Here is a 21,184-nt window from a genome sequence, read left to right as displayed (position 1 = left end):
ACGTCCATAGGACGAAGCGGGGGCATGCGGAAAGGGATCAACGGCTTCCCCGCGCGGCGGAGCGCGGTAAAGCTGGCCACGAAGGAGACGCCATGCCCGCGAACGCCACGCTGCCCGACCTGCAACGGATCCTCGACCAGGCGGCGGGCTATGACCCCGCCGCGACGCGGATCACGATCTCGCCCGGGCTGGCGGGATGGATGCTCGATCACCGCACGTCACTGGCGTTCACCTCCTACCAGACCGGCCAGCTGATCCTCGCCGGGGTCGATCCGCAGGGGCGCGTGGCGTTCGACGAACAGAATTACGCGCGCGCAACCGGCTTGTGCTTCGCGGAGGGGGCGCTGCACGTCGGGTCGCTGTTCCAGCTGTGGCGGCTGGAGAACATGTTGCAGCCGGGACAATATGCCAATGGGGCGCATGACGCGGTGTTCGTGCCCCGCGCGGCGGCGACGGTGAACTATGTCGACACGCACGAGATCGACGTGGACGCCGATGGGCGGGTGCTGTTCGTCAACACGCGCTATTCCTGCATCGCGACCGCCGACGCGCGGTGGAGCTTCCGCCCGTTGTGGAAACCGGCGTTCGTGTCGGAACTGGTCGCCGAGGATCGCTGCCACCTGAACGGCTTCGCGCTGGTCGACGGTCGCCCCGCCTTCGCCACCGCGGCGGGCATTTCGGACCGGAAGGGCGAATGGCGCGCCAGCCGGACCGGCGGCGGGGTGCTGATCGATATCGCGCGCGACGCGATCGTCACCGACCGCCTGTCGATGCCCCATTCGCCGCGCTGGCACGACGGCGCGATCTGGCTGCTCGATTCGGGGCGGGGACAGCTGGTACGGATCGATCCGGCGAGCGGCGCGATCACGCCGGTCGCCTCCTGCCCCGGCTTCCTGCGCGGGCTGGCGTTCCATGGCGGACATGCCGTCGTCACCGTCTCCCGCACGCGCGAGAGCAGCGCGCGCGACCTCACGCAGCAGACCGATTTCGAGCGCAGCGGCACGCCGTCGCAATGCGGGGTGCTCATCATCGAGCTGGCGAGCGGGCGGATCGTCGAATCGATCCTGTTCGACGGGCGCATTACCGAGATGTTCGCCGTCGCCGTGCTGCCCGGCATCCGCAACCCGATCTCGCTCGGGCCGCAGACGGTCGACATGATCGGCACGGTCGCATTCGATCCGGCATGGACGCCGCACCGCTGGTAGCGCGCGGCGGGATGCAGGCGCTGCACCCCGCCGCCCGATGGCCTGATCCGGCGGGACCGGAGCAGGCCGGTACCGCCTCCACGCACGTGGGTCAGACCCTACGCCCGCCTCAGAACCCGACCGAGGCGCCGACCCGGAAATACCGCCCCAGCACGCCGGGGAAGTAGGTCACGGTCCCGCCGCCGGTGGGCGAGGGATAGGGCGGCTTCTGGTCGAGCACGTTGTCGACGATCAGCCGCAAGCTGAAGTTCGGCTGCACACGGAACGTCGCGCCCATGTTCACGAACGCCACGTCGTTCAGCTTGTTCGGCGTGCGGAAGAACGCCGTGGCATTGGGGTCGATCGACACCGGCCCGGTGTAGTTCACCTGGACATAGGTGCTCAGGAAGTCGTCGTTGTAGCTCAGCGTGCCGACCGCCGAATGCTTGGGATAGCCGATTCCGTTGTCGGTCTGCGACGGGGTGGCCCCCGCTTCGGAGGTCGAGGTCAGCGTGTCGAGATACTGGTAGCTGACGTTCAGCCCGATCGTCCGGTCGCCGCCGAGCAGTTCGGCCGGGGTGCGATAGTCGACCGAGGCCAGGATGCCCTTGTAGTTCAGCGCCGCGCCGTTGAAGTAGCCGGTCTGGATGAAGCTCAGCTGCTTGTCGGCCGCACGGCGGAACAGCGAACAGAACGGGCTGTTCGGATAGCTCGGCGAATCATAGCAGTTGGCGACGATCTGGTCGGAGCTGAGCTGGGTGATGACGTCGTTCACCTCGATGTCGACATAATCGACCGAGGCGGTGAAGCCCTTCACGAAGCGCGGGCGCAGCACCGTGCCGACGGTGAACGCCTTCGACTTCTCGTTGCGCAGGTTGCGGTTGCCCGCCACCGCCTGCAGGAAGCTGGCGTCGTCCGACTGCGCGTCGAAATTGGCGGGGATCCCCGCCGCCGCGCAATTCTTGGCGCGGGTGGCGGCGTTGGCCCCCTGATCGCGCTGGAACTGGTCGCACGGATCGGTCGCGAAGCCGAAGAAGCTGGACGCCGGGTTGAACGCTTCGGTGATGAACGGCGAACGGATCGCGCGGGTATAGTTGCCGCGGACCGTGATGTCGGCGATCGGCTGCCAGCTGGCGCCCGCCGTCCACGTCGTGTCGCCCTGCGCGATCGAATGATCGACGTAGCGCGCCGCACCCTGGATTTCCAGCGAGTGGAAGAACGGGATATCGTTGTCCGGCCCGATCAGCGATGCGCGCAGTTCGCCGAACACCTCGTCGGTGTTGTAGCTGCCGCTCAGCGGCTGGATGATGACGAGCTGGCCATAGGGCACGCGGTCGTTGGTCGGATCGCCGTCGCCGTCGGCATCGGTGCGCGGATCGGGATCGGGCGCGCCGGAATAGGCCGGGCCGGGATCGAAGCTCTGGCTTTCCTCGCGATGTTCATAGCCGAGCGCGAACGACAGGTCGCCGCCGGGCAGCTTGAACAGCGGGCCGGTGACCGACGCCGTGACGATCCGCTGCTTGTTGACCGAATTGGGCGTGCCGAGCGCGGTCACATAGTCGCGCGCGGCCTGCGACGTCTGCTGCCCGAACAGGTTCAGCGGGGCGCAGGTGGTGCTGATCGTCGGGGCGGGCGAATTGACCGCGCCGGGGCGGCAGACGATGTTGCCGCTGGAATCGCGCACCGCATCCACCGCGTTGAGGAAATTCTGCGTCACGATCATCGGCGTGCGCGCGTTGGTTTCCGACCGGCCGTAGTTGCCGACGATCTCGAACGTCCATTCGCGCCCGAACGGCGAGTTGAACTTGCCGTCGATCCCCGCGACATAGCGCTGGATCTCGACGTTGCCGGTCGAGCGACCGGTGGTGACGTCGGTATTGGCGCGGTTGAGCAGGAAGGTGTCGCCGTCCGCCTGCGCCTGGATGATGCTGCGCGCCTGCGGCGACAGGAACGGGTTGTTGGTCGACAGGATGATCGCGCCCGCCGGATCGCCCGCATAGCCGAACAGATAGCTGTTGTATTCCGGCTGGTCGCGCAGGTTCACGCCCTGGCTGCGGCTGTACCAGCCTTCGCCGAACAGGCGGATATTGTCGGTCAGCTCGAAGTTGAGCAGCATGTTGGCGTTGTAGCGCTCGGTATCGGTCAGCAGGTTGTTGAGCGGTACGAGGCTGAAGCCGTTGCCGCCGTCCGCGTTGATGTTGAACGTCAGCGGATTGCCCTGCGCGTTCAGCGGGCCGAACGACCGGCCGAAATCGATCGGGATCAGATTGCCCGACGCATCGAAACGCAGCGCATTGCCCTGCGCATCGACGAAGCCCGCCTGCGGGAAGCGCAGCGTCGCCTGCTGCCCCTTGCTGACCGGAATGAAGTCGAAGATCAGCGGAATGCCGAATTCGGAGATGGTCGGGATGCGGCGATCACCGAAGATGACGTTGCTGAACGGCGAATTGCGGTCGTTGGGGCGCCCGTAGAAGCGGGTGAAGCCGATGTCCGGGCGATCGGTCTGCAACAGCCCCTCGCCCTTGTTGTATTCGCCCGAGACGGTGACGTTCAGCCGGTTGTCGATGAAGCTCCGGCCCGCCAGCGCGCGGAAGCGATAGTTCGCCGCGTCGCCGCGTTCGGAGATGCCGTACTGGCCGTCGAGCTCGAATCCCTGGAAGTCGCGCTTCAGGATGACGTTGACCGTGCCCGCGATCGCGTCGGAGCCATAGATCGGCGCGCCGCCGATGACGATCGTCTCGACCCGGTCGACCAGCTTGGTCGGGATGACGTTCAGATCGACCTGGTTGCCGCCCTGCCCGGTCGGACCGAAGATCGACGCGGTGTTCGACCCGACGAACCGGCGTCCGTTGACCAGCGTCAGCGTGCGTTCCGAGCCGAGGCCGAGGAAGTTGACGAAGCTCTGCCCCGGACCGAAGCTCGACTGCCCGCCGACCGGGCTCGACCCCGGCACGCCGAAGGCGGGAAGCTCGTTCAGCGCCTGCCCCAGCGTCTCGAAACCGCGCTGTTCGATCTGTTCGGAACTGACGACGACCGCCGGTTCGATCGAATCGAAATTGGGGCGCGCGATGCGCGATCCGGTGACGACGATCGTATCGTCGCTGGTGGTGGTGGTCGTCGTCGTCGTCGTGGTGGTGGTCGTCTCCGGCGAGTCCTGCGGCACTGCCGTCTCGTCCTGCGTGGCCGTCGTCGCGGCCTGTGCCATGGCCGTGGACGGAACACAGGCGATCGCCAGCGCGACGACCGACACGGATCGACCCGAAATTTTCCTCATCATGCGAAACCCCCGTTTAGCGCGTAACCGTATACAAGCGTGGCACCGGGGGGCGTCGCAATTCCCTGCAAGATCACACCGCGATAATTCCGGCGGCTGTGACATTGCGGCAACACGACAAACCCCGCCGGCAAATACCGGCGGGGTCTGGAAAAATAGAATGCTTACAGCAGGATCAGTAGCGGTAATGATCCGGCTTGAACGGCCCGTCGACCGGCACGCCGATATAGTTCGCCTGCTTCGGCGTCAGCTTCGAGAGCTTCACGCCCAGCTTTTCGAGGTGCAGCGCCGCGACCTTCTCGTCGAGGTGCTTGGGCAGGACGTAGACTTCGTTCTTGTAGTTCTCGCCCCTGGTCCACAGTTCGATCTGCGCCAGCACCTGGTTGGTGAACGACGACGACATCACGAACGACGGGTGGCCGGTGGCACAGCCGAGGTTCACGAGGCGGCCCTTGGCCAGCACGATGATCTGCTTGCCGTCGGGGAACTTCACCAGATCGGTGCCCGGCTTCACTTCGTCCCACTCATAGTTGCTGAGCGCGGCGATCTGGATCTCGCTGTCGAAATGGCCGATGTTGCACACGATGCTCATCGGCTTCATCTTCGCCATATGCTCGGCGGTGATGACGTCGGCGTTGCCGGTCGCGGTGCAGAAGATGTCGGCGCGCTCGACCGCCTCTTCCATCGTCACGACCTCGAACCCTTCCATCGCCGCCTGGAGCGCGCAGATCGGGTCGATCTCCGTGACCATCACGCGCGCGCCGCCGTTACGGAGCGACTGGGCCGAGCCCTTGCCGACGTCGCCGAAGCCCGCGACGCACGCGACCTTGCCCGCCAGCATGACGTCGGTCGCGCGGCGGATCGCGTCGACCAGCGATTCCTTGCAGCCGTAGAGGTTGTCGAACTTGGACTTCGTGACCGAATCATTCACGTTGATCGCCGGGAAGGGCAATTCGCCCTTCTTCGCGATCTCGTAGAGGCGGTGGACGCCCGTGGTCGTCTCTTCCGACACGCCCTTCAGGTTCTTGACCGTCTCGGTCAGATAGCCCGGACGCTTGGCGACGAACGCCTTGAGCGCGCGCTGGAACTCGACCTCTTCCTCGTTCTCGGGCTCTGGCAGGGTCGCGCCCGCCTCGATCTTCGCGCCCCACAGGGCGAACATCGTGGCGTCGCCGCCGTCGTCGAGGATGATGTTGGCGGTCTGCTCGCCCCAGTTGAAGATGTCGCCGACATAGTCCCAATAGTCCGCGAGGCTCTCGCCCTTGATCGCGAACACCGGAATGCCCTTGGCGGCGATCGCGGCGGCGGCATGGTCCTGCGTCGAGAAGATGTTGCAGGTCGCCCAGCGGACATCCGCGCCGAGCGCTACCAGCGTCTCGATCAGCACCGCGGTCTGGATCGTCATGTGCAGCGACCCGGTGATGCGTGCGCCCTTGAGCGGCTGCGACGCGCCGAACTCGCTGCGCAGCGCCATCAGGCCCGGCATCTCGGTTTCGGCGATCTCGATTTCCTTGCGACCGAAATCGGCGAGGCCGATGTCCTTGATGACGTAGTCGGTCGGCTTGTCAGCGATGGCGGTGGCCATGGGAACTCCTGCATGGGGCCATGGGGCACGCCCATGGCGGATGCGGCCCTCTACCCAGCCGCACGGAGAAACGCAAACCCCAATATAAAGACTTCTTTATATCGCGTTCAGGCAGTACCTGCGCCGGGCGACAGCAGCTTCGGATCGATCCCTGCGCGGGCGAAGCCGCGCCGCCACCGCTCCGGCGTCGGCACGTCGAACAGCAGGCCGCCGTCGCCCGCGACGTTCAGCCAGCCGTGGCGCGACAGTTCGGCCTCCAGTTGCCCCTCGCCCCATCCGGCATAGCCGAGCGCGATCAGGAAGCGGCGCGGCCCGCTGCCCTCCGCGATCGCGCGCAGCACGTCGATCGATCCCGACAGCGCCCAGCGGCCCGCCACATCGATCGTGTCCTGCCCGCCCCAGTCGGCGTCGTGCAGCACGAACCCGCGCCTCGGCTCCACCGGCCCGCCCAGATGCACCGCCACGTCGGGCGCGACGCCGGGCGCGATGTCGAGCTGTTCGAGCAGGCTGTGCAGCGTCAGCCCGTCGATCGTCTCGCCGATGCCGACGCCCATCGCGCCGCCCTCGTCATGGCTGCACATGGCGATGGCCGCATGGTCGAAGCGCCGGTCGCCGATACCGGGCATCGCCAGCAATATGTCACCCGTCAGGAATCGCGTCTGGTCCATGGTCCGGCGGACGCTAATCGCGCAAGCGGCGCGACGCCATGGTTGAAAAGCACCTGCCCGCCACCCACCCTCGCGGCAGCGGCATATTTTTCGTGCCCGGAGATACCAGCATGACCATCCAGACCGGCGACCGCCTGCCCTCCGCCAAGCTCGTCAAGGTGACGTCCGACGGCCCCGACCAGGTTTCGACCGACGATTATTTCGCCGGGCGCAAGGTCGCGCTGTTCGCGGTGCCCGGCGCCTTCACCCCGACCTGCTCGGCGCGCCACCTGCCCGGCTTCGTCGAACGGGCGGCGGCGTTCCGCGCGAAGGGCGTGGACGAGGTGGCCTGTACCGCCGTCAACGACGCCTTCGTCCTCTCCGCCTGGGCAAAGGCGAACGACGTGGGCGACAAGGTGACGATGCTGGCCGACGGCAACGGCGACTTCGCCCGCGCATTGGGCCTCGACAGCGACGCCTCGGCGTTCGGCATGGGCTTGCGCTCGAAACGCTATGCGATGCTGGTCGACGACGGCGTGGTACGGGCGCTGCACGTCGAACAGCCCGGCGCGTTCGAGGTCAGCTCGGCGGAGAACCTGCTCGCCGACCTGTGATCGCGCCGCGGGGGAACCGTCCGCGACGGACCGAGTTACGGAACGGTTACGTAACCATATCGAACCGGAAGGAGCGCATATGACCAAGGTTCCCCCCAATGATCCGCTGACCCCGACCGAGAAGTCGCTGGGCGAAAAGGCCTCGGCGGCCTTCGCCACCACCAGGGAAACGGTCAGCGACGCAGCCGCCCGGTCGCGCGACGCGGTGGCGGAAGCCGCCAAGTCGACCGCCGAGACGGTCAAGGCACACCCCGGCGCCACCGCCGCGATCGTCGCCGGAGCCGCCGCCGCGATCGCCGGAGCCGCATTCGGCGCGTCCAGGCTGATCGAGAAGAAGCGCGAGGCCGATGCGGTCGACACGCTGCCCGAGGTCGCGCCCTCGGCGGACTGACAACGATTGCTCCCCGGCGCATGGGATCATGCGCCGGGGGTTGCCTTGTCCCGACGGCCCGCTAAGCCATGGTCGATGACGCAGGCTTCCCAGATCGTCGCCGAACTCGATCGGCTCTACACCGCATCCGTCACCCGGCTGCGCACCGCACTCGACCGCTATCTAACCGACGGCACGCCCCCGCCTTCCTCGGCGCGGATCGACGGGTCGTTCGCCTATCCCGAAATCCGCCTGAGCTATCGCGGCGGCAGTGATCGTCCGATGCCGTCGCGCGCCTATGGCCGCCTCACCACGCCCGGCGACTATCGCATCAGCGTGACCAAGCCCGCGATGTTCGCCGCCTATCTGACCGAACAGCTCGACCTGCTGATCGCCACCCACGACGTGATCGTCGAGGCGGTGCAGGGGCGGCAGGAAATCCCCTTCCCCTATGTGCTCGACGCGGGCCATGCGCTCAGCCTCGACACGGTGTCGGCGGCGGAACTGGCGCGCTATTTCCCCGCGACCGAACTGGCGCATATCGGCGACGAGATCGCCGACGGGCTGTGGGCCGCGCATGACGACAGCCGCCCGCTGGCGCTGTTCGACGGGTTGCGCACCGATTTCTCGCTCGCGCGGCTGCGCCACTATACCGGCACCCCGCCCGAACACATCCAGCAGTACGTCCTGTTCACCAACTACCACCGCTACGTCGACGAATTCGTCCGCTGGGCGGGCGAGCAGCTGAAGCCCGGCGCGGACGGCACACCCAGCCGCTACACCGCGCTGTCGGGGGCGGGCGGGGTGCTGGCGACCGCGGGCGACGATGCCGAACGCATGGTCAGCGACAGCGCGTGGCGGCGGCACCAGATGCCCGCCTATCACCTCGTCGCGCCCGACGGCACCGGCGTCACGCTGGTCAACATCGGCGTCGGCCCGTCGAACGCCAAGACGATCTGCGATCACCTCGCGGTGATGCGGCCCGAGGCGTGGCTGATGATCGGCCATTGCGGCGGCCTGCGCCCCAGCCAGCGGATCGGCGACTATGTGCTGGCCCATGCCTATCTGCGCGACGACCATGTGCTCGACGACGTGCTGCCCCCGGAAATCCCGGTGCCCGCCATCGCCGAGGTGCAGGTCGCGATGGCCCGCGCGGCGGAGATCGTGTCGGGCCAGTCGGGCGACGAACTCAAGAAGCGGCTGCGCACCGGTACGATCGTCACCACCGACGACCGCAACTGGGAATTGCGCTTCAGCCGCTCGGCACTGCGCTTCTCGCTCAGCCGCGCGGTCGGCATCGACATGGAATCGGCGACGATCGCGGCGCAGGGATATCGCTTCCGCGTCCCCTACGGCACGTTGCTGTGCGTATCGGACAAGCCGCTGCACGGCGAACTGAAGCTGCCGGGACAGGCCAACCGCTTCTACGAACGCGCCATCAACGAGCATATGCGCATCGGCATCGAGGCGTGCGAGCAGCTGCGGCTGGAAGGCGCGCGCCTCCACAGCCGCAAGCTGCGCGCGTTCAACGAACCGCCGTTCCGGTAGGTACTCCCCCGGCTTTCGGGTCGGACATCATCGGGCCACCACGCGCCGTGTTCGCGGCCCGTCCCGCGACGATGCTCGGGACGAACGGTCGATCGCGCGAAGGGGCAAATCCCGATCCGTTCGTGTCGAGCGCAGTCGAGACACCTTGGGCTACCCTTGCCGCACAAACCTCGACACCGCTCGGGACGAACGCAGACGCCGCCTAGCGCGTGATGACGTGATGTTGACCCGTCGTGACGGAGCGGAATGTCGTTCGTGGACAGGAGCGAGGAAGGAACGGGGCCTTGCCCCCGTGACGGACGAGCGACGACGCCACGGACGACATTCCGCCCGCCGCGCAGCGGTTGTCCTGAGCCGCCCGCCGGACGTCGTCGCGCCGCTTGCACGGGCTACCAGCCCGCGCTGCGCGCCGCTCCTCGCCGACGAACGGCTCAGGACAATCACGACGGGTCAACATCACGTCATCACGCTCTAATAATTCCACTGCAACTGCGTGCGCAGCAGGCTGCCTTCCGCGCGCCCGATCCGCCGCTCGTCCGCCTCCGCCCGCTCCATCTCGGCATAGGCGATGGTCAGCTCGATCGGTTCCCACGGATGGAACTCGATGCCCAGCTCGACCTCTTCGGTATCGAGCGGCGGGGCGTTGAGCGCCGCCTTCCACCCGCCTTCGTATCGCTGCCAGCGGGCATAGGGCATGAACGGCCCCAGCGGCGAGCGCGCCACCCGCGCCATCGCCTGGACATAGCCGCCGCTCAGGCGACGATCGACGATCCGCCGCAGCGCCCGGTCATATTCCGGCCCGCGCCCCCAGTTCCATTCCGCCTGCAAGCCGAACGGCTGCGGATAGAGGATGGCGTGCAGCGCGATGCGTTCCTCGGTGAACGGCACCGCGCTCACCCCGCCGCCGCGCAGCTCGGGCTGGACCCGGTTGTGCAGCGCCGAGCCGCCGACCTCCAGCACCTGCCCCGCAAACGCACCGCCCAGCCCGTCGAGCGCGAACGGCCATGTCGCCATCGCCGTCACCATCACCGCGTCGTTGCTCTCCTCGCGGTTGACCCCTTGCCCGTTGAAGACGCCTAGGCCGAACGCGCCGTAATTGCCGAACAGCTTCTGCCCCTCCTTGCCCAGCCGGTCCCAGATCGCCTGCGTGGCCGCCGGGGTGTAATAGGCGACGACGCCGATATCGCGCTCGCTCGGCACCGCGCTGTTGATCGCATCCGCGCGGTCCAGCGTCAGCCGGTTGCCCGAGGATTGCAGATCCTCCCAGCCATAGGGAATCTTCGACTGGCCGAAACGCAGCCGGACGCGCTTGTCGGCGTCGAGGAACACGTCGGCATAGGCATCGCGCAGTTGCAGGAAGCCCTCGCGCCGCTCGCCGACCGACTGGTTGGCGACATTCTGCGCGAAATCGGGCTGGAGATAGAAGGACACGCGGTCGTTCAGGTCGCCCTGCAAGACCAGCCGGATGCGGCGGAAGGTAAAGCCGGTGTTGTCGCCGATCCCGCCGTCATGCACCGATCGCAGCCGGGCGACGCCGTCCGGCGCGGTCCGATCGCCCGACAGGATCTCGTTCAGCCGCAACTGGGTATAGCCGCGCAGCGTGATCCGTTCATACCACGGCTTGCGCTTCGGCACGGGCGCGGCGGCGAGGCGTTCGGGCGCGGGCGGCGGGCTGGTCGGCGCCGCCGCGACCGGCGCGGGGGCGGCGACCTGCGCCCGTTCGGCCTTCATCTCGGCGATGACCGCCTTCAGCTCGTCGATCTGGCGCTGGAGGTCCTGCACCGTCTGCGCAGGCGCAGGAGACGCGGCGAGGATGGAGACGGCGAGCGTCGCCGGGAACAGGTGCTGCATGGGCCCGCGCCATGCCGGGGGGCGATGGCGCGGGTCAAGCGGTCATTGTGACGGTTCGGTGACGGTCAGATGTGCAGCGCGCGGCCATAGGCGCCGAGCACCGATTCGTGCATCGATTCCGAGATGGTCGGGTGCGCGAACACCGTCTCGGTCAGTTCCTGTTCGGTCGTTTCGAGCTGGCGGGCGATGACATAGCCCTGGATCATCTCGGTCACTTCCGCGCCGACCATGTGCGCGCCGAGCAGCTCGCCGGTCTTCGCGTCGAACACCGTCTTGACGAAGCCTTCCGCCTCGCCCAGCGCGATCGCCTTGCCGTTGCCGATGAACGGGAACTTGCCGACCTTGACGCTATAGCCCGCTTCCTTGGCCTTCGCCTCGGTGAAGCCGACGCTCGCCACCTGCGGGCGGGCATAGGTGCAGCCGGGAATGTTGTTCTTGTCCATCGCGTGCGGGTGCACGTCCTTGTTGCCCAGCGCCCTGGCGATGGCCTCGGCGGCGATCACGCCCTCGTGGCTCGCCTTGTGCGCCAGCCACGGCGCGCCGGTCACGTCGCCGATCGCCCAGATGCCCTCGACATTGGTCTTGCCGTATCCGTCGGTCTTGATGTGGCCGCGCTCGGTTTCGATCTTCAGCGCTTCCAGCCCGATGTTCTCGGTATTGGGCACGATGCCGATCGCGACGATCGCATGGCTGAATTCGGCCTGCTCGACCTTGCCGTCCGGCCCCTTGATCGCGGCCTTGACGCCCGACGCGGTCGCTTCAAGCTTCTCGAGGCCCGACTTGGTGCGGATGGTCATGCCCTGCTTGGTCAGCGCCTTGGTCATGAACTCGCTGACTTCGGCATCCTCGACCGGCATGATCCGGTCGAGCATCTCGACGATGGTCACGTCGGCGCCCATGTCGTTGTAGAAGCTGGCGAATTCGACGCCGATCGCGCCCGATCCGATGACCAGCAGCTTGGTCGGCATCTCGGGCGGCACCATCGCGTGGCGATAGGTCCAGATCTTGGCCCCGTCCGCCTTGGCGAAAGGCAGGTCGCGGGCGCGGGCGCCGGTGGCGATGATGATGTGCCTGGCTTCCAGCTCGGTAGTCTTGTCGCCCTGCTTGACCGACAGCCTGCCCTTGGCGGTGATCGTGCCGACGCCCTCATGGACGGCGACCTTGTTCTTCTTCATCAGGCCCTTGACGCCCGCGTTCAGCTGGCCCGCCACCTTGCGGCTGCGATCGACCACCTTGGCGAGATCGAACGACGGCTTCTCGGTCGACAGGCCGTATTGCGCGGCGTGCATCATATAGTGATAGATTTCGGCCGAGCGGAGCAGCGCCTTGGTCGGGATGCAGCCCCAGTTGAGGCAGATGCCGCCCAGCCGCTCGCGCTCGACGATCGCGACCTTGAGGCCGAGCTGGCTCGCGCGGATCGCCGCGACATAGCCGCCGGGGCCGGAGCCGAGCACGATGAGATCGTAGGATTCAGCCATCACTTTGCCTTCTTGCTCGATGCTGCCCGGTCGAGCAGCCGTTGTCGTGGTGCGGGGGCCATCCCCGCGAACTCATCCGTCGATCGGGCGGGGGCGCCGATGCTCGTCGATCGCGACGAACACGAAGCGCGCCTGCGTCACCCGGTTCACCGCCTCGCCGAAGCGGTCGCGACGCCATGCCTCGACCTCGATCGTCATGGAGGTGCGGCCGACCTTGACGATATCGGTATAGACCGACACCTCGTCGCCCACCGCGACGGGGGCGTGGAACTGCATCGCGTCGACCGCGATCGTCACCGCGCGGCCCCGGGCATGACGCGCCGCGACGAGGCCCGCGGCCATGTCCATCTGGCTCATGATCCAGCCGCCGAAGATGTCGCCGTACGGGTTGGTGTCGGCGGGCATGGCGGTGACGCGCAGCGCGGGCTGACCGGGGGGTGGGGAAACCGCATCCTCAACGATCATCGACTGCCCCCTTCGCCCGTTCCTCGGCCATCGCGCGCTGCACCTGGCGGACGCCCAGCACCGCGACGACCGCCATCGCCACCCATGTCACCGTCCAGATATCGCGCCGCCCCAGCGGATAGGACCATGCCGACAGCGACCCGATGGCCCATGCCGCCGCGAGTCCCGCGACGACATGGACGATCTCGGTCAGCAGCCGCGCGCGCATTTACGCGATCAGGCCGAGCGGCGACTCCACCAGCGCCTTGAACAGCTTGAGCATCTCGGCACCGTCGGCACCGTCGATCGCGCGGTGATCGAAGCTGCCGGTCGCGGTCATCACGGTCGCGACGCCCAGCGCGTCGTCGACGATGTACGGGCGCTTCTCGCCCGCGCCGACCGCGAGGATCATGCCCTGCGGCGGGTTGATGACCGCCTCGAACTGCTTGATGCCGAACATGCCCATGTTGGAGAGCGAGGCGGTGCCGCCCTGATATTCCTCGGGCTTCAGCTTGTTCTCCTTGGCGCGACGGCCCAGGTCCTTCATCTCGGTGCTGATCTTGGCCACGCCCTTGTTCGCGGCGTCGCGGATGATCGGGGTGATGAGGCCGGTCGGCGTCGACACCGCGACCGACACGTCGGCGCGCGAATATTGCACCATCTCGTTGCCGAGGAAGGTGACGTTGCACTTGGGGCTCGATTCGAGCGCCACGCCCAGCGCCTTGATGAGCAGGTCGTTGACCGACAGCTTGACCCCGCGCGCGTCGAGCGACTTGTTGAGGTCTGCGCGCAGCTTGAGCAGCGCATCCAGACGGACATCGACCGTCAGATAGATGTGCGGGACCTGCTGCTTCGATTCGGTCAGGCGGCGTGCGATCGTCTTGCGGATGTTCGACAGCTTCTCGACCGTGTGCGGGATCGAATCGTCGAACCAGACGGCGGCGGGCTTGGGCGCTTCGGCAGCGGGCGCAGGTGCGGCGGCGGCGGTCGGCGCAGGGGCGGCGGCTTCGGCCTTGGATGCGGGGGCCGCACCGGGCTTCGCGCTCTCGACATCGGCCTTGACGATGCGGCCGTTCGGGCCGCTGCCGCTGATCGCGGAAAGTTCGAGGCCCTTGTCGGCGGCGATGCGACGGGCAAGCGGGCTGGCCTTCACGCGACCGCCGTCGGACGCGGCGGCACCGGCCCCGGCGGGGCGGCCATGGTCCGACGCACCGGCAGGAGCAGGTGCCGCCTCGCTGCCGGTCTTGTTCGGATCAGTCGCGTCCGGCTTGCCCTTGAACTGGCTGTCGGCGGGCTCCGGCGTCTCCGCCTTCGCCGGGGCCGAACCGATCGCGGAGGCGTCCTCGCCCTCCTCGAGCAGGATCGCGATGACCGCGCCGACCTTCACATTATCGGTACCCTCGGCGACCAGCACCTTGCCGATCGTGCCTTCGTCGACCGCCTCGAACTCCATCGTCGCCTTGTCGGTCTCGATCTCGGCCATGATGTCGCCGGACTTGACGGTATCGCCTTCCTTCACCAGCCATTTGGCCAGCGTCCCCTCTTCCATGGTGGGGGACAGGGCGGGCATCTTGATCTCGATCGGCATGGGGCAGATTGGTCCTCTCAGGCTCGTCGCGCCTCTTCGCCGCAGGGGCTCTCCGGGTCAAGCCCCGCACACCGACTTGCGCCGTTCCCCGCGTCCGGCGCATGAATAATTCCTGAAGGGGAGAGCGATGCGTATCTATCTTGTGGTCGTCGACGAACATCCCGAGAGCGCCGTCGCGCTGCGCTTCGCCGCAAGGCGTGCGGTGAAGACCAACGGCGGGGTCGAGGTGCTGTCGCTGGTCGAGCCGCAGGAGTTCGCTCCCTGGGGCGGGGTGCAGGCGACGATCGAGGAAGAGGCGAAGGAACGCGCAGAGGCGCTGGTGCAGGCGGCGGCGGGCACGCTGATCGCCGAATCGGGCCTGCAACCCAATCTGACGGTGCGCGTCGGCGACGGCCCGCGAATCGTGCGCGAGATGATCGCCGCCAATCCCGAGATCGCCGCACTGGTGCTGGGCGCCGCCGCCACGGGCGCGCCGGGACCGCTGGTCGCGCATTTTTCCGGCACCGATGCGGGGGCGCTGCCGGTACCGGTGATGATCATCCCCGGCAGCCTCGACAGCGCGGCGATCGACCGGCTGAGCTGAACGGCCGTTCAAGTCGGGTTCAGCTGCTTCGACGCATCTGCAAAGCTGGGTTGCCGTGCGGGGGAGAGCCGCGCAGTGCCTCGCGCTCGATCCCCCGCGGGCTGCTGCTGTTCGCCGGATGTCCGGCAGCGTCCTCTCTTATATTTCAGCGCAGCGCTGGCCGAATCCCGTTAGCGCGGTACGCAGACAAAAAAAAGGGCCGGCGGAGCCGACCCTGAAAAGTTTTAGGAGAGGATGCCTGAAAGGCACAGTCGTTGTGCACCGCGACGCAAACGTTAGCAATTGCAAAAAACGAAACCAAACATTCCATTTCTGCAATAATCAGACCGGAGCGATGGGTTTTGCCGCGCGACGGGTATCCGCTGAAACGGGTTGAGCCGGGCGGAACGACACGGCATCGTGCGCGTCATGCTACGCCAGACCGCGCTTGCCGCCCCCGCCCTTGCCCTGCTGCTCGCCACGCCGGTCGCGGCGCGGGACACCCCCTCCCCCGCCCGGCTGCGCGCCGACGTCGCGACGCTGGTGGGGTTCGGCACCCGCCACACCGCGTCCGACCCGGACCATCCGACGCGCGGCATCGGCGCGGCGCGGCGCTGGTTCGCGAACGAACTCACCCGCATCGGCACCGGTTGCGGCAACTGCATCACCGTCGCCAACATCGCACGCGGCTTCAGCGGCCCGCGCGCGCCGAACGGGGTCAACATCGTCGACGTGCTCGGGTTCCAGCAGGGCCGCGATCCGAAGCGCGTCGTGATCGTGATGGGCCATATCGACAGCCGGGTCAGCGACGTGATGGACGCGACCAGCGACGCGCCCGGCGCGAACGACGACGCCTCGGGCGTGGCGCTGGTGCTGGAGGCGGCGCGCATCCTGTCGAAGGAGAAGTTCGACGCGACCATCGTCTATGCCGCGCTGTCGGGCGAGGAACAGGGGCTGTGGGGCGCGCAGCTGCTGGCCGACACCGCGAGGGAACGCGGCTGGACGGTCAGCGCGGTGCTCAACAACGACATCGTCGGCAACACGATCGGGCAGGACGGCCGCCGCGTCGCCGACCGGGTGCGCGTGTTCTCCGAAGGCATCCGCGCATCCGAGACGATCGAGCAGCAGATCGCGCGGCGTGCGGCGGGCGGCGAGGACGACGGCCCCTCGCGCGCGCTCGCCAAGACGGTCGACGCGGTGGCCGCCACCCTGCCCGGCGGGCTCGATGCGTTCCTCGACCGGCGTCCCGACCGCTTCGGGCGCGGCGGCGATCACGAGCCGTTCCTGAAGCTCGGCTATCCGGCGATCCGCTTCTCGGTGGGCGTCGAGAATTACGACGCGCAGCATCAGGATCTGCGCCGCGACGGGGCGCGCGTCTATGGCGACACGATCGACCGGATGGACTTTCCCTATCTGGCGAAGGTGACGGCGCTCAACGTCGCGACCATCGCCCGGCTCGCCGCCGCACCTGCCGCGCCCCAGACCGCTTCGATCGAAGGCGCGCTGGCGACCGATACGACGGTGCGCTGGGCGACGGTGCCGGGCGCGGCAGCCTATCGCGTGCGCTGGCGGCGCAACGACGCGCCGGACTGGACCGGCGCGCGCGATGTCACGGGCACGGAGGCGGTGCTGAAGGGCGTGATCGTCGACGACCATTTCGTCGGCGTCTCCGCACTATCGGCATCGGGGGCGGAGAGCATCGTCACCTTCGCCGGGCGCGGCGTGCGATGATGGCGCGACGCCGCGTCACCGGCGGTCGGGGTTACTCGGCCGCATCCTCGACGGTGTAGGTCACGACCTCGTCGGTCGTGGTGGTGATCGGCGGATCGATCGTGATCGTCGTCACCGTGTGCGGCGGGTAATAATAGCCGTCGGCGACATAGCCGCCTTCGGGACCATAGCTGGTCGTCGTCGTCGTGTAGCTGGTGCCGGGCGTCAGCACGACCGGCGTCGCCTGCCCCCCCGCCGTGCCAGGGGCGATCGGCTGCGGCGACGCTCCGGCCAGAATGACCGGCCGGGTACCGTTGTAATAGCGTCGCTGCGACACGGTCTGCGCGGGTCTCAGCAACGGCGTGCCGGTGCGATAGCTGCGCGGGGTGCGGCCGCTCCAGTCGATGCCGCGACGATAGTCCAGCACGCGCCCCTCGCGATCGACCAGCACGGCGACGTCGTAATAACGGTACCAGCCGTTCCCGACCTGCGGCGTCGGCAGGCCATAGGTCGACCAGTCCCGGATATAGAAGCTGGGAGCGATACAGTAGCGCGGCATCACCGTACCGCGAACCGGCGTGCGATAGGCGTCCCTGCTGTCGGGTGCGGCGGAACCGGCCGCCCAGCGACCGTCCGTCATACCGCCCAGGCGCGCGACTTCGGCCTGCGCCCGCGCGGCATCGTTCGCGGTCTGGGCATGGGCGGCGGAAAAAGGCACTGCGGCGACAAGCAAGGCGGCGGCAGTCGCCAGGTTCGATATACGCATCGGTCAGGCTACTCCCTGATCGTCGCGCGCCATGACGCACGCGCGAACATGGTTATCAAAACCTTACTAGCACCCGGGTTCCCTTTTACAATATTTGCGTACGTATCGACGCCGTCGGAAATCAGGCGATGCGCGGGCCCAGCAGGCGCATCAGCGCCTCGCATCCGGCCGCGTCGCCCGCGTCGAATCGGCCCGCGACCGGGCTGTCGAGATCGAGCACGCCGATCAACGCGCCCTGCACGACGATCGGCACCACCAGTTCCGACCGGCTGTCGGCATCGCAGGCGATATGGCCGGCAAAGGCATGTACGTCGGGCACCAGCTGCGTCTCTCGCGTCGCCGCCGCGGTGCCGCACACCCCCTTGCCCAGCGCGATGCGGATGCAGGCCGCCTTCCCCTGGAACGGCCCCAGCACCAGCTCGCCCGCGACCAGCCGGTAGAAGCCCGACCAGTTGAGATCGGGCAGATACTGCATCAGCAGCGCCGACGCATTGGCCATGTTGGCGATCGGGTCGGGCTCGTCGGCGGTCAGCGAATCGAGCGCGGACAGCAGATCGCGGTAGAGATCGGCCTTGTCGGCGGCGGAAATGTCGAACTGGTACATGGGGGCGCATGTAGGCGCACGCTTCGGCGCGGCCAATCCGGTTCGTCGGGTTTTAACGATCGCCGCTGCGCTCGAGGCGCAATTTACGGATAGCCTGGATCATCGCCCCGACCGCAACGACGCCGCCGAGCAACCCGCGCCAGAGGCTGAACCCGTCTGACACGGCGACGATGGCCGCGACAAGCAACGCCAGTGCCAGCTGTCCGTACGTCACCTGCGCCAACGCTCGCTCGCGTACCTCCCGCTTCGTCCGGGCAGGCCCCGCCACGGGGCGTCGCGCCAGCGCCCGGGCGGGAGCGGTCCACGCCCAATAGCCGGAGCCGAGACAGGCCGTGAGGATGGCTGACAGGCCGACCGCCACGATAACGTTGCGCTCGTCGTTCGTGGCGTCGGGCATGGCCAGGACGGGCACGACGCACAGCAACAGCGTGGCAACCATCAGCGCCCACATGAGACGCTTCACCCGGTTCACGAACGCCGCCGCGAACGCATCGCGCTCGGCCGCACTGACGCGGATCGGTGGCCCCGTCATGCTCTTGCGGAAAACAACGCTGCCCTCGTCCGCCTCAAACTGATCGAGGAACAGCGAGCGCATCCGCTCCAGATGACGCTTGAAGAACATCGGCCGAGCATATCCCGCCCCGGACCGATGTGAAAGGGACGACCGTGCGACGCCGTTCCATCTATCGTCAATCCACCCGCACCCTTCCCCGCCCCGCCTTCACCTGCGACCGGCCCTTCTTCGCATCCACCCGCCGCACCTGCGACGCCTTGGTCGGCTTGGTCGCGCGGCGTTTCTTGGGCACGATCGTCGCCTCGCGGATCAGGTCGAACAGCCGTTCGCGCACCTCGCGCCGGTTCATCTCCTGCGAGCGCGAGGCGTCGGCGCGCAGCGTCAGTACGCCGTCCTTCGTCAGCCGCGATCCGGCAAGCACCGCAAGGCGCGCCTTCACCGCATCGGGCAGCCCCGGCGAGGCCGTCACGTCGAAGCGCAGCAGCACCGCGCTGTCGGTCGTGTTGACATGCTGCCCCCCGGGGCCGGAGGCGCGGGTGAAACTTTCGACCAGTTCGCCGCTATCGATCGAAATCGACCGGGTGATCGGGATGCGCGGCACCTATCCCTCGTCGAAACCGGCGGCGGCGAAGCTCCGGGGCCACGGCGCGGTCACGTCGATCGCGGGCTTGTTGTCGCGCGGCACCATCAGTCCGGCAGCGTGGAGCAGCATGCCCTTGCCCCCGCGACCATAGACCGGATCGCCCGCCACCGGGCACCCCAGCCCCTCGGCCATGTGCACGCGGATCTGGTGGGTCCGCCCCGTCTCCGGGAACAGCGCGACCAGCGCGCGTCCGTCCACCACCCGCAGCAGCCGCCAGTTGGTGCGCGCCGCCTTGCCACGGCGATCGCCGACCATCCGCCATCCGGCCTCGGCGGTGCTGACCTTGGCGAGCGGCAGGTCGATCTCGCCCGATTCCGCATCGGGCACGCCGTCGAGGATCGCCAGATAGCGCTTCGTCACCCGCCCCTGCTCGAACGCCTGCTGGAACCGGGCATGCGCCTTGGGATTGCGCGCGAGCAACAGGCAGCCGCTGGTGTCGCGGTCCAGCCGGTGGACCGGCGTCGGCTCGCGCTGGAAGGTGAAGCGCAGTTCGTCGGCGCGCGCGACGATGCTCGGCGATCCGTCGCGGGGCGGATCGACCGGAAGGCCGGCGGGCTTGTCGAGGACGATCGCCTCGCCGTCGATGAACAGTACCAGGTCGTCAAGCATTCCCCTCCCTTGCCATCCTTGCGCCCGCCATGCCAGTGCGCAGCGCAAGGACGAGAGGATGCAACCGGAGACGTTCGTGCGCCGACCGATTCCCGCCCCCGCCTGCCTGTCGCTGTTCGCCGCCGCCTGCGCGCCGGTCGCGGCACCGCCGCCCGCACCGGTCGCGACGCCGGTGCCGCAGGCCACCGCCTCCCCCGTCGCGCCGCCGGTCGTGTTCGCGCCGCCGCCGCCCGCGCCGGTCGCGCTGTGCGGTCGGGGCATGGTGCGGCCGGGCCTCGACGGGCGGCTGTTCAACCATTTCCGCTATGTCGATACCCCTGCGACGGCGCTGGTGCCCGCTCCGGCGGCACTCGGCGGATCATGCCGGGTGCATCCGGCGATGCTCGGCGACCTCGAACGGATGCTGGCGGCGGCGAACGGCGATCCCGCTGTCGCGGGTACGCTGCGCGCGGTGTCGTGCCACCGGTCGGAAGCGTTGCAGCGCCAGACCTTCTGCGGCGGCATCGGCGCCGACGGATCGGGCAGTTTCGCCGAGCGCGCCTGGGCATCCGCGCCGCCGGGGCACAGCGAACATGCCACCGGCTATGTCATCGACTTCGGGACCAGCACGTCGCGCGCGTGCGATGCGGAGGCATGTTTCGCCGCCACCCCGGCGGGACGCTGGCTGCGCGCCAATGCGCCGCGCTTCGGCTTCGAGATGTCGTTTCCCGCGGGCAACCGGCAGCAGGTGAAATGGGAGCCGTGGCACTGGCGCTGGGTCGGGACCACGCCCGAGGCGCCGGGCGCGGCCGTTCCGCGGGCGCTGTTCGCCGACGCGCGGGCGCGCTTTCCCGCCGGTCCCGCCGTTCCTTGATCGGAGCGTTACGATAAAGAAACGATCGACAGGTGACGGCGCCGCAATCGAATATCTCCGCGACCCCAACAATATGCACTTATTGTAACGAAGTATTTCCGTTACTCGAAGATTACGGGCATATTGCTAAGGCTTATCGATGAGCAATATACCTTTGTAACGAAATATTTCCATATGGTTGCGGTCATCGCATTGTGTTACTATAACGACACACCACGTTGCAAATCTTTGACACATGCTTGCGACCGTGATTGCGAAGTCCGGATCGCGTTGCTTTAACGGACCCCATGGACCGTCGGAACATCTTCCGCCGGGGCCAGATCAGTGCGCATGACCTGAC

The 21,184-nt window shown here is 67.7% G+C and carries 20 protein-coding genes; 7 read left to right on the top strand and 13 right to left on the bottom strand.

All coding sequences use genetic code 11. The annotated features are described in order from the left end of the window. The first annotated feature begins 92 nt into the window (after window positions 1–92). Entirely contained in the window at window positions 93–1,205 is a 1,113-nt protein-coding gene (locus ABLE43_RS04425) for a TIGR03032 family protein (protein WP_348977269.1), read from the top strand. Window positions 1,206–1,314: 109 nt separating this feature from the next. Here ABLE43_RS04425 and ABLE43_RS04420 read toward each other — a convergent pair whose 3' ends face one another. The 3 genes from ABLE43_RS04420 to ABLE43_RS04410 all read right to left on the bottom strand — a co-directional run bounded on the left by ABLE43_RS04420 (window position 1,315) and on the right by ABLE43_RS04410 (window position 6,711). Next, window positions 1,315–4,461, bottom strand: coding sequence for a TonB-dependent receptor domain-containing protein (locus ABLE43_RS04420; protein ID WP_348977268.1), 3,147 nt, complete (start codon window positions 4,459–4,461; stop codon window positions 1,315–1,317). 172 nt (window positions 4,462–4,633) lie between these two features. Beyond that, the gene (gene ahcY / locus ABLE43_RS04415) at window positions 4,634–6,043 is read right to left on the bottom strand and encodes an adenosylhomocysteinase (RefSeq protein WP_348977267.1); all 1,410 of its coding nucleotides are present in this window, start codon (window positions 6,041–6,043) and stop codon (window positions 4,634–4,636) included. A gap of 107 nt (window positions 6,044–6,150) precedes the next feature. After that, window positions 6,151–6,711: a YqgE/AlgH family protein gene (locus ABLE43_RS04410; protein WP_348977266.1), complete on the bottom strand. Its 561-nt coding sequence runs from the start codon at window positions 6,709–6,711 to the stop codon at window positions 6,151–6,153. Window positions 6,712–6,821: 110 nt separating this feature from the next. On the opposite strand from ABLE43_RS04410, the gene ABLE43_RS04405 reads away from it, so the two are divergent. The 3 genes from ABLE43_RS04405 (at window position 6,822) to ABLE43_RS04395 (ending at window position 9,222) form a co-directional block, all read left to right on the top strand. Then, window positions 6,822–7,304 (top strand): peroxiredoxin, encoded by a 483-nt coding sequence (locus ABLE43_RS04405; RefSeq protein WP_348977265.1) that lies wholly within the window; start codon window positions 6,822–6,824, stop codon window positions 7,302–7,304. A gap of 79 nt (window positions 7,305–7,383) precedes the next feature. Continuing rightward, on the top strand, window positions 7,384–7,695 hold the full coding sequence (locus ABLE43_RS04400) for a hypothetical protein (protein WP_348977264.1): 312 nt from the start codon (window positions 7,384–7,386) through the stop codon (window positions 7,693–7,695). 75 nt (window positions 7,696–7,770) lie between these two features. After that, entirely contained in the window at window positions 7,771–9,222 is a 1,452-nt protein-coding gene (locus ABLE43_RS04395) for an AMP nucleosidase (RefSeq protein ID WP_348977263.1), read from the top strand. Window positions 9,223–9,693: 471 nt separating this feature from the next. Here the strand turns inward: ABLE43_RS04395 and ABLE43_RS04390 are convergent, their stop codons facing one another. The 5 genes from ABLE43_RS04390 to ABLE43_RS04370 form a co-directional block, all read right to left on the bottom strand. Beyond that, on the bottom strand, window positions 9,694–11,073 hold the full coding sequence (locus ABLE43_RS04390; RefSeq protein ID WP_348977262.1) for a porin: 1,380 nt from the start codon (window positions 11,071–11,073) through the stop codon (window positions 9,694–9,696). A 65-nt stretch (window positions 11,074–11,138) separates the two neighbouring features. Continuing rightward, window positions 11,139–12,551, bottom strand: a complete 1,413-nt coding sequence (gene lpdA, locus ABLE43_RS04385) for a dihydrolipoyl dehydrogenase (RefSeq protein ID WP_348977261.1) — start codon at window positions 12,549–12,551, stop codon at window positions 11,139–11,141. A 72-nt stretch (window positions 12,552–12,623) separates the two neighbouring features. Further along, window positions 12,624–13,016 carry an acyl-CoA thioesterase gene (locus ABLE43_RS04380; protein WP_348977260.1) on the bottom strand — a complete coding sequence of 131 codons (393 nt, stop codon included), beginning with the start codon at window positions 13,014–13,016 and terminating at the stop codon, window positions 12,624–12,626. After that, window positions 13,006–13,224: a hypothetical protein gene (locus tag ABLE43_RS04375; protein WP_348977259.1), complete on the bottom strand. Its 219-nt coding sequence runs from the start codon at window positions 13,222–13,224 to the stop codon at window positions 13,006–13,008. The genes ABLE43_RS04380 and ABLE43_RS04375 overlap by 11 nt, the downstream gene beginning before the upstream one ends. Beyond that, window positions 13,225–14,583 carry a pyruvate dehydrogenase complex dihydrolipoamide acetyltransferase gene (locus ABLE43_RS04370; RefSeq protein ID WP_348977258.1) on the bottom strand — a complete coding sequence of 453 codons (1,359 nt, stop codon included), beginning with the start codon at window positions 14,581–14,583 and terminating at the stop codon, window positions 13,225–13,227. It abuts the gene before it with no gap. A 127-nt stretch (window positions 14,584–14,710) separates the two neighbouring features. On the opposite strand from ABLE43_RS04370, the gene ABLE43_RS04365 reads away from it, so the two are divergent. Continuing rightward, window positions 14,711–15,166, top strand: coding sequence for a universal stress protein (locus ABLE43_RS04365; protein WP_348977257.1), 456 nt, complete (start codon window positions 14,711–14,713; stop codon window positions 15,164–15,166). A 408-nt stretch (window positions 15,167–15,574) separates the two neighbouring features. Then, on the top strand, window positions 15,575–16,876 hold the full coding sequence (locus tag ABLE43_RS04360) for a M20/M25/M40 family metallo-hydrolase (RefSeq protein ID WP_348977463.1): 1,302 nt from the start codon (window positions 15,575–15,577) through the stop codon (window positions 16,874–16,876). Between the two features lie 31 nt (window positions 16,877–16,907). Here the strand turns inward: ABLE43_RS04360 and ABLE43_RS04355 are convergent, their stop codons facing one another. The 5 genes from ABLE43_RS04355 to ABLE43_RS04335 all read right to left on the bottom strand — a co-directional run bounded on the left by ABLE43_RS04355 (window position 16,908) and on the right by ABLE43_RS04335 (window position 19,991). Further along, the gene (locus ABLE43_RS04355) at window positions 16,908–17,621 is read right to left on the bottom strand and encodes an RcnB family protein (RefSeq protein WP_348977256.1); all 714 of its coding nucleotides are present in this window, start codon (window positions 17,619–17,621) and stop codon (window positions 16,908–16,910) included. A gap of 121 nt (window positions 17,622–17,742) precedes the next feature. After that, window positions 17,743–18,225, bottom strand: coding sequence for a GAF domain-containing protein (locus ABLE43_RS04350; protein WP_348977255.1), 483 nt, complete (start codon window positions 18,223–18,225; stop codon window positions 17,743–17,745). Window positions 18,226–18,277: 52 nt separating this feature from the next. Further along, window positions 18,278–18,847, bottom strand: coding sequence for a hypothetical protein (locus tag ABLE43_RS04345; protein WP_348977254.1), 570 nt, complete (start codon window positions 18,845–18,847; stop codon window positions 18,278–18,280). 67 nt (window positions 18,848–18,914) lie between these two features. Then, window positions 18,915–19,340 carry an alternative ribosome rescue aminoacyl-tRNA hydrolase ArfB gene (arfB, locus tag ABLE43_RS04340; protein WP_348977253.1) on the bottom strand — a complete coding sequence of 142 codons (426 nt, stop codon included), beginning with the start codon at window positions 19,338–19,340 and terminating at the stop codon, window positions 18,915–18,917. Continuing rightward, window positions 19,341–19,991: an RluA family pseudouridine synthase gene (locus ABLE43_RS04335; RefSeq protein WP_348977252.1), complete on the bottom strand. Its 651-nt coding sequence runs from the start codon at window positions 19,989–19,991 to the stop codon at window positions 19,341–19,343. A 58-nt stretch (window positions 19,992–20,049) separates the two neighbouring features. Here ABLE43_RS04335 and ABLE43_RS04330 point away from each other — a divergent pair, with 58 nt between their 5' ends. Then, the gene (locus ABLE43_RS04330) at window positions 20,050–20,844 is read left to right on the top strand and encodes a M15 family metallopeptidase (RefSeq protein WP_348977251.1); all 795 of its coding nucleotides are present in this window, start codon (window positions 20,050–20,052) and stop codon (window positions 20,842–20,844) included. Window positions 20,845–21,184 lie beyond the last annotated feature (340 nt).

The sequence above is a fragment of the Sphingomonas silueang genome (assembly GCF_040049155.1).
In the GTDB taxonomy this organism is placed as follows: Bacteria; Pseudomonadota; Alphaproteobacteria; order Sphingomonadales; family Sphingomonadaceae; genus Sphingomonas; species Sphingomonas silueang.
The sequence above is the reverse complement of the archived record's forward strand: the minus strand, read 5'-3'. Positions and strand labels throughout refer to the sequence as shown.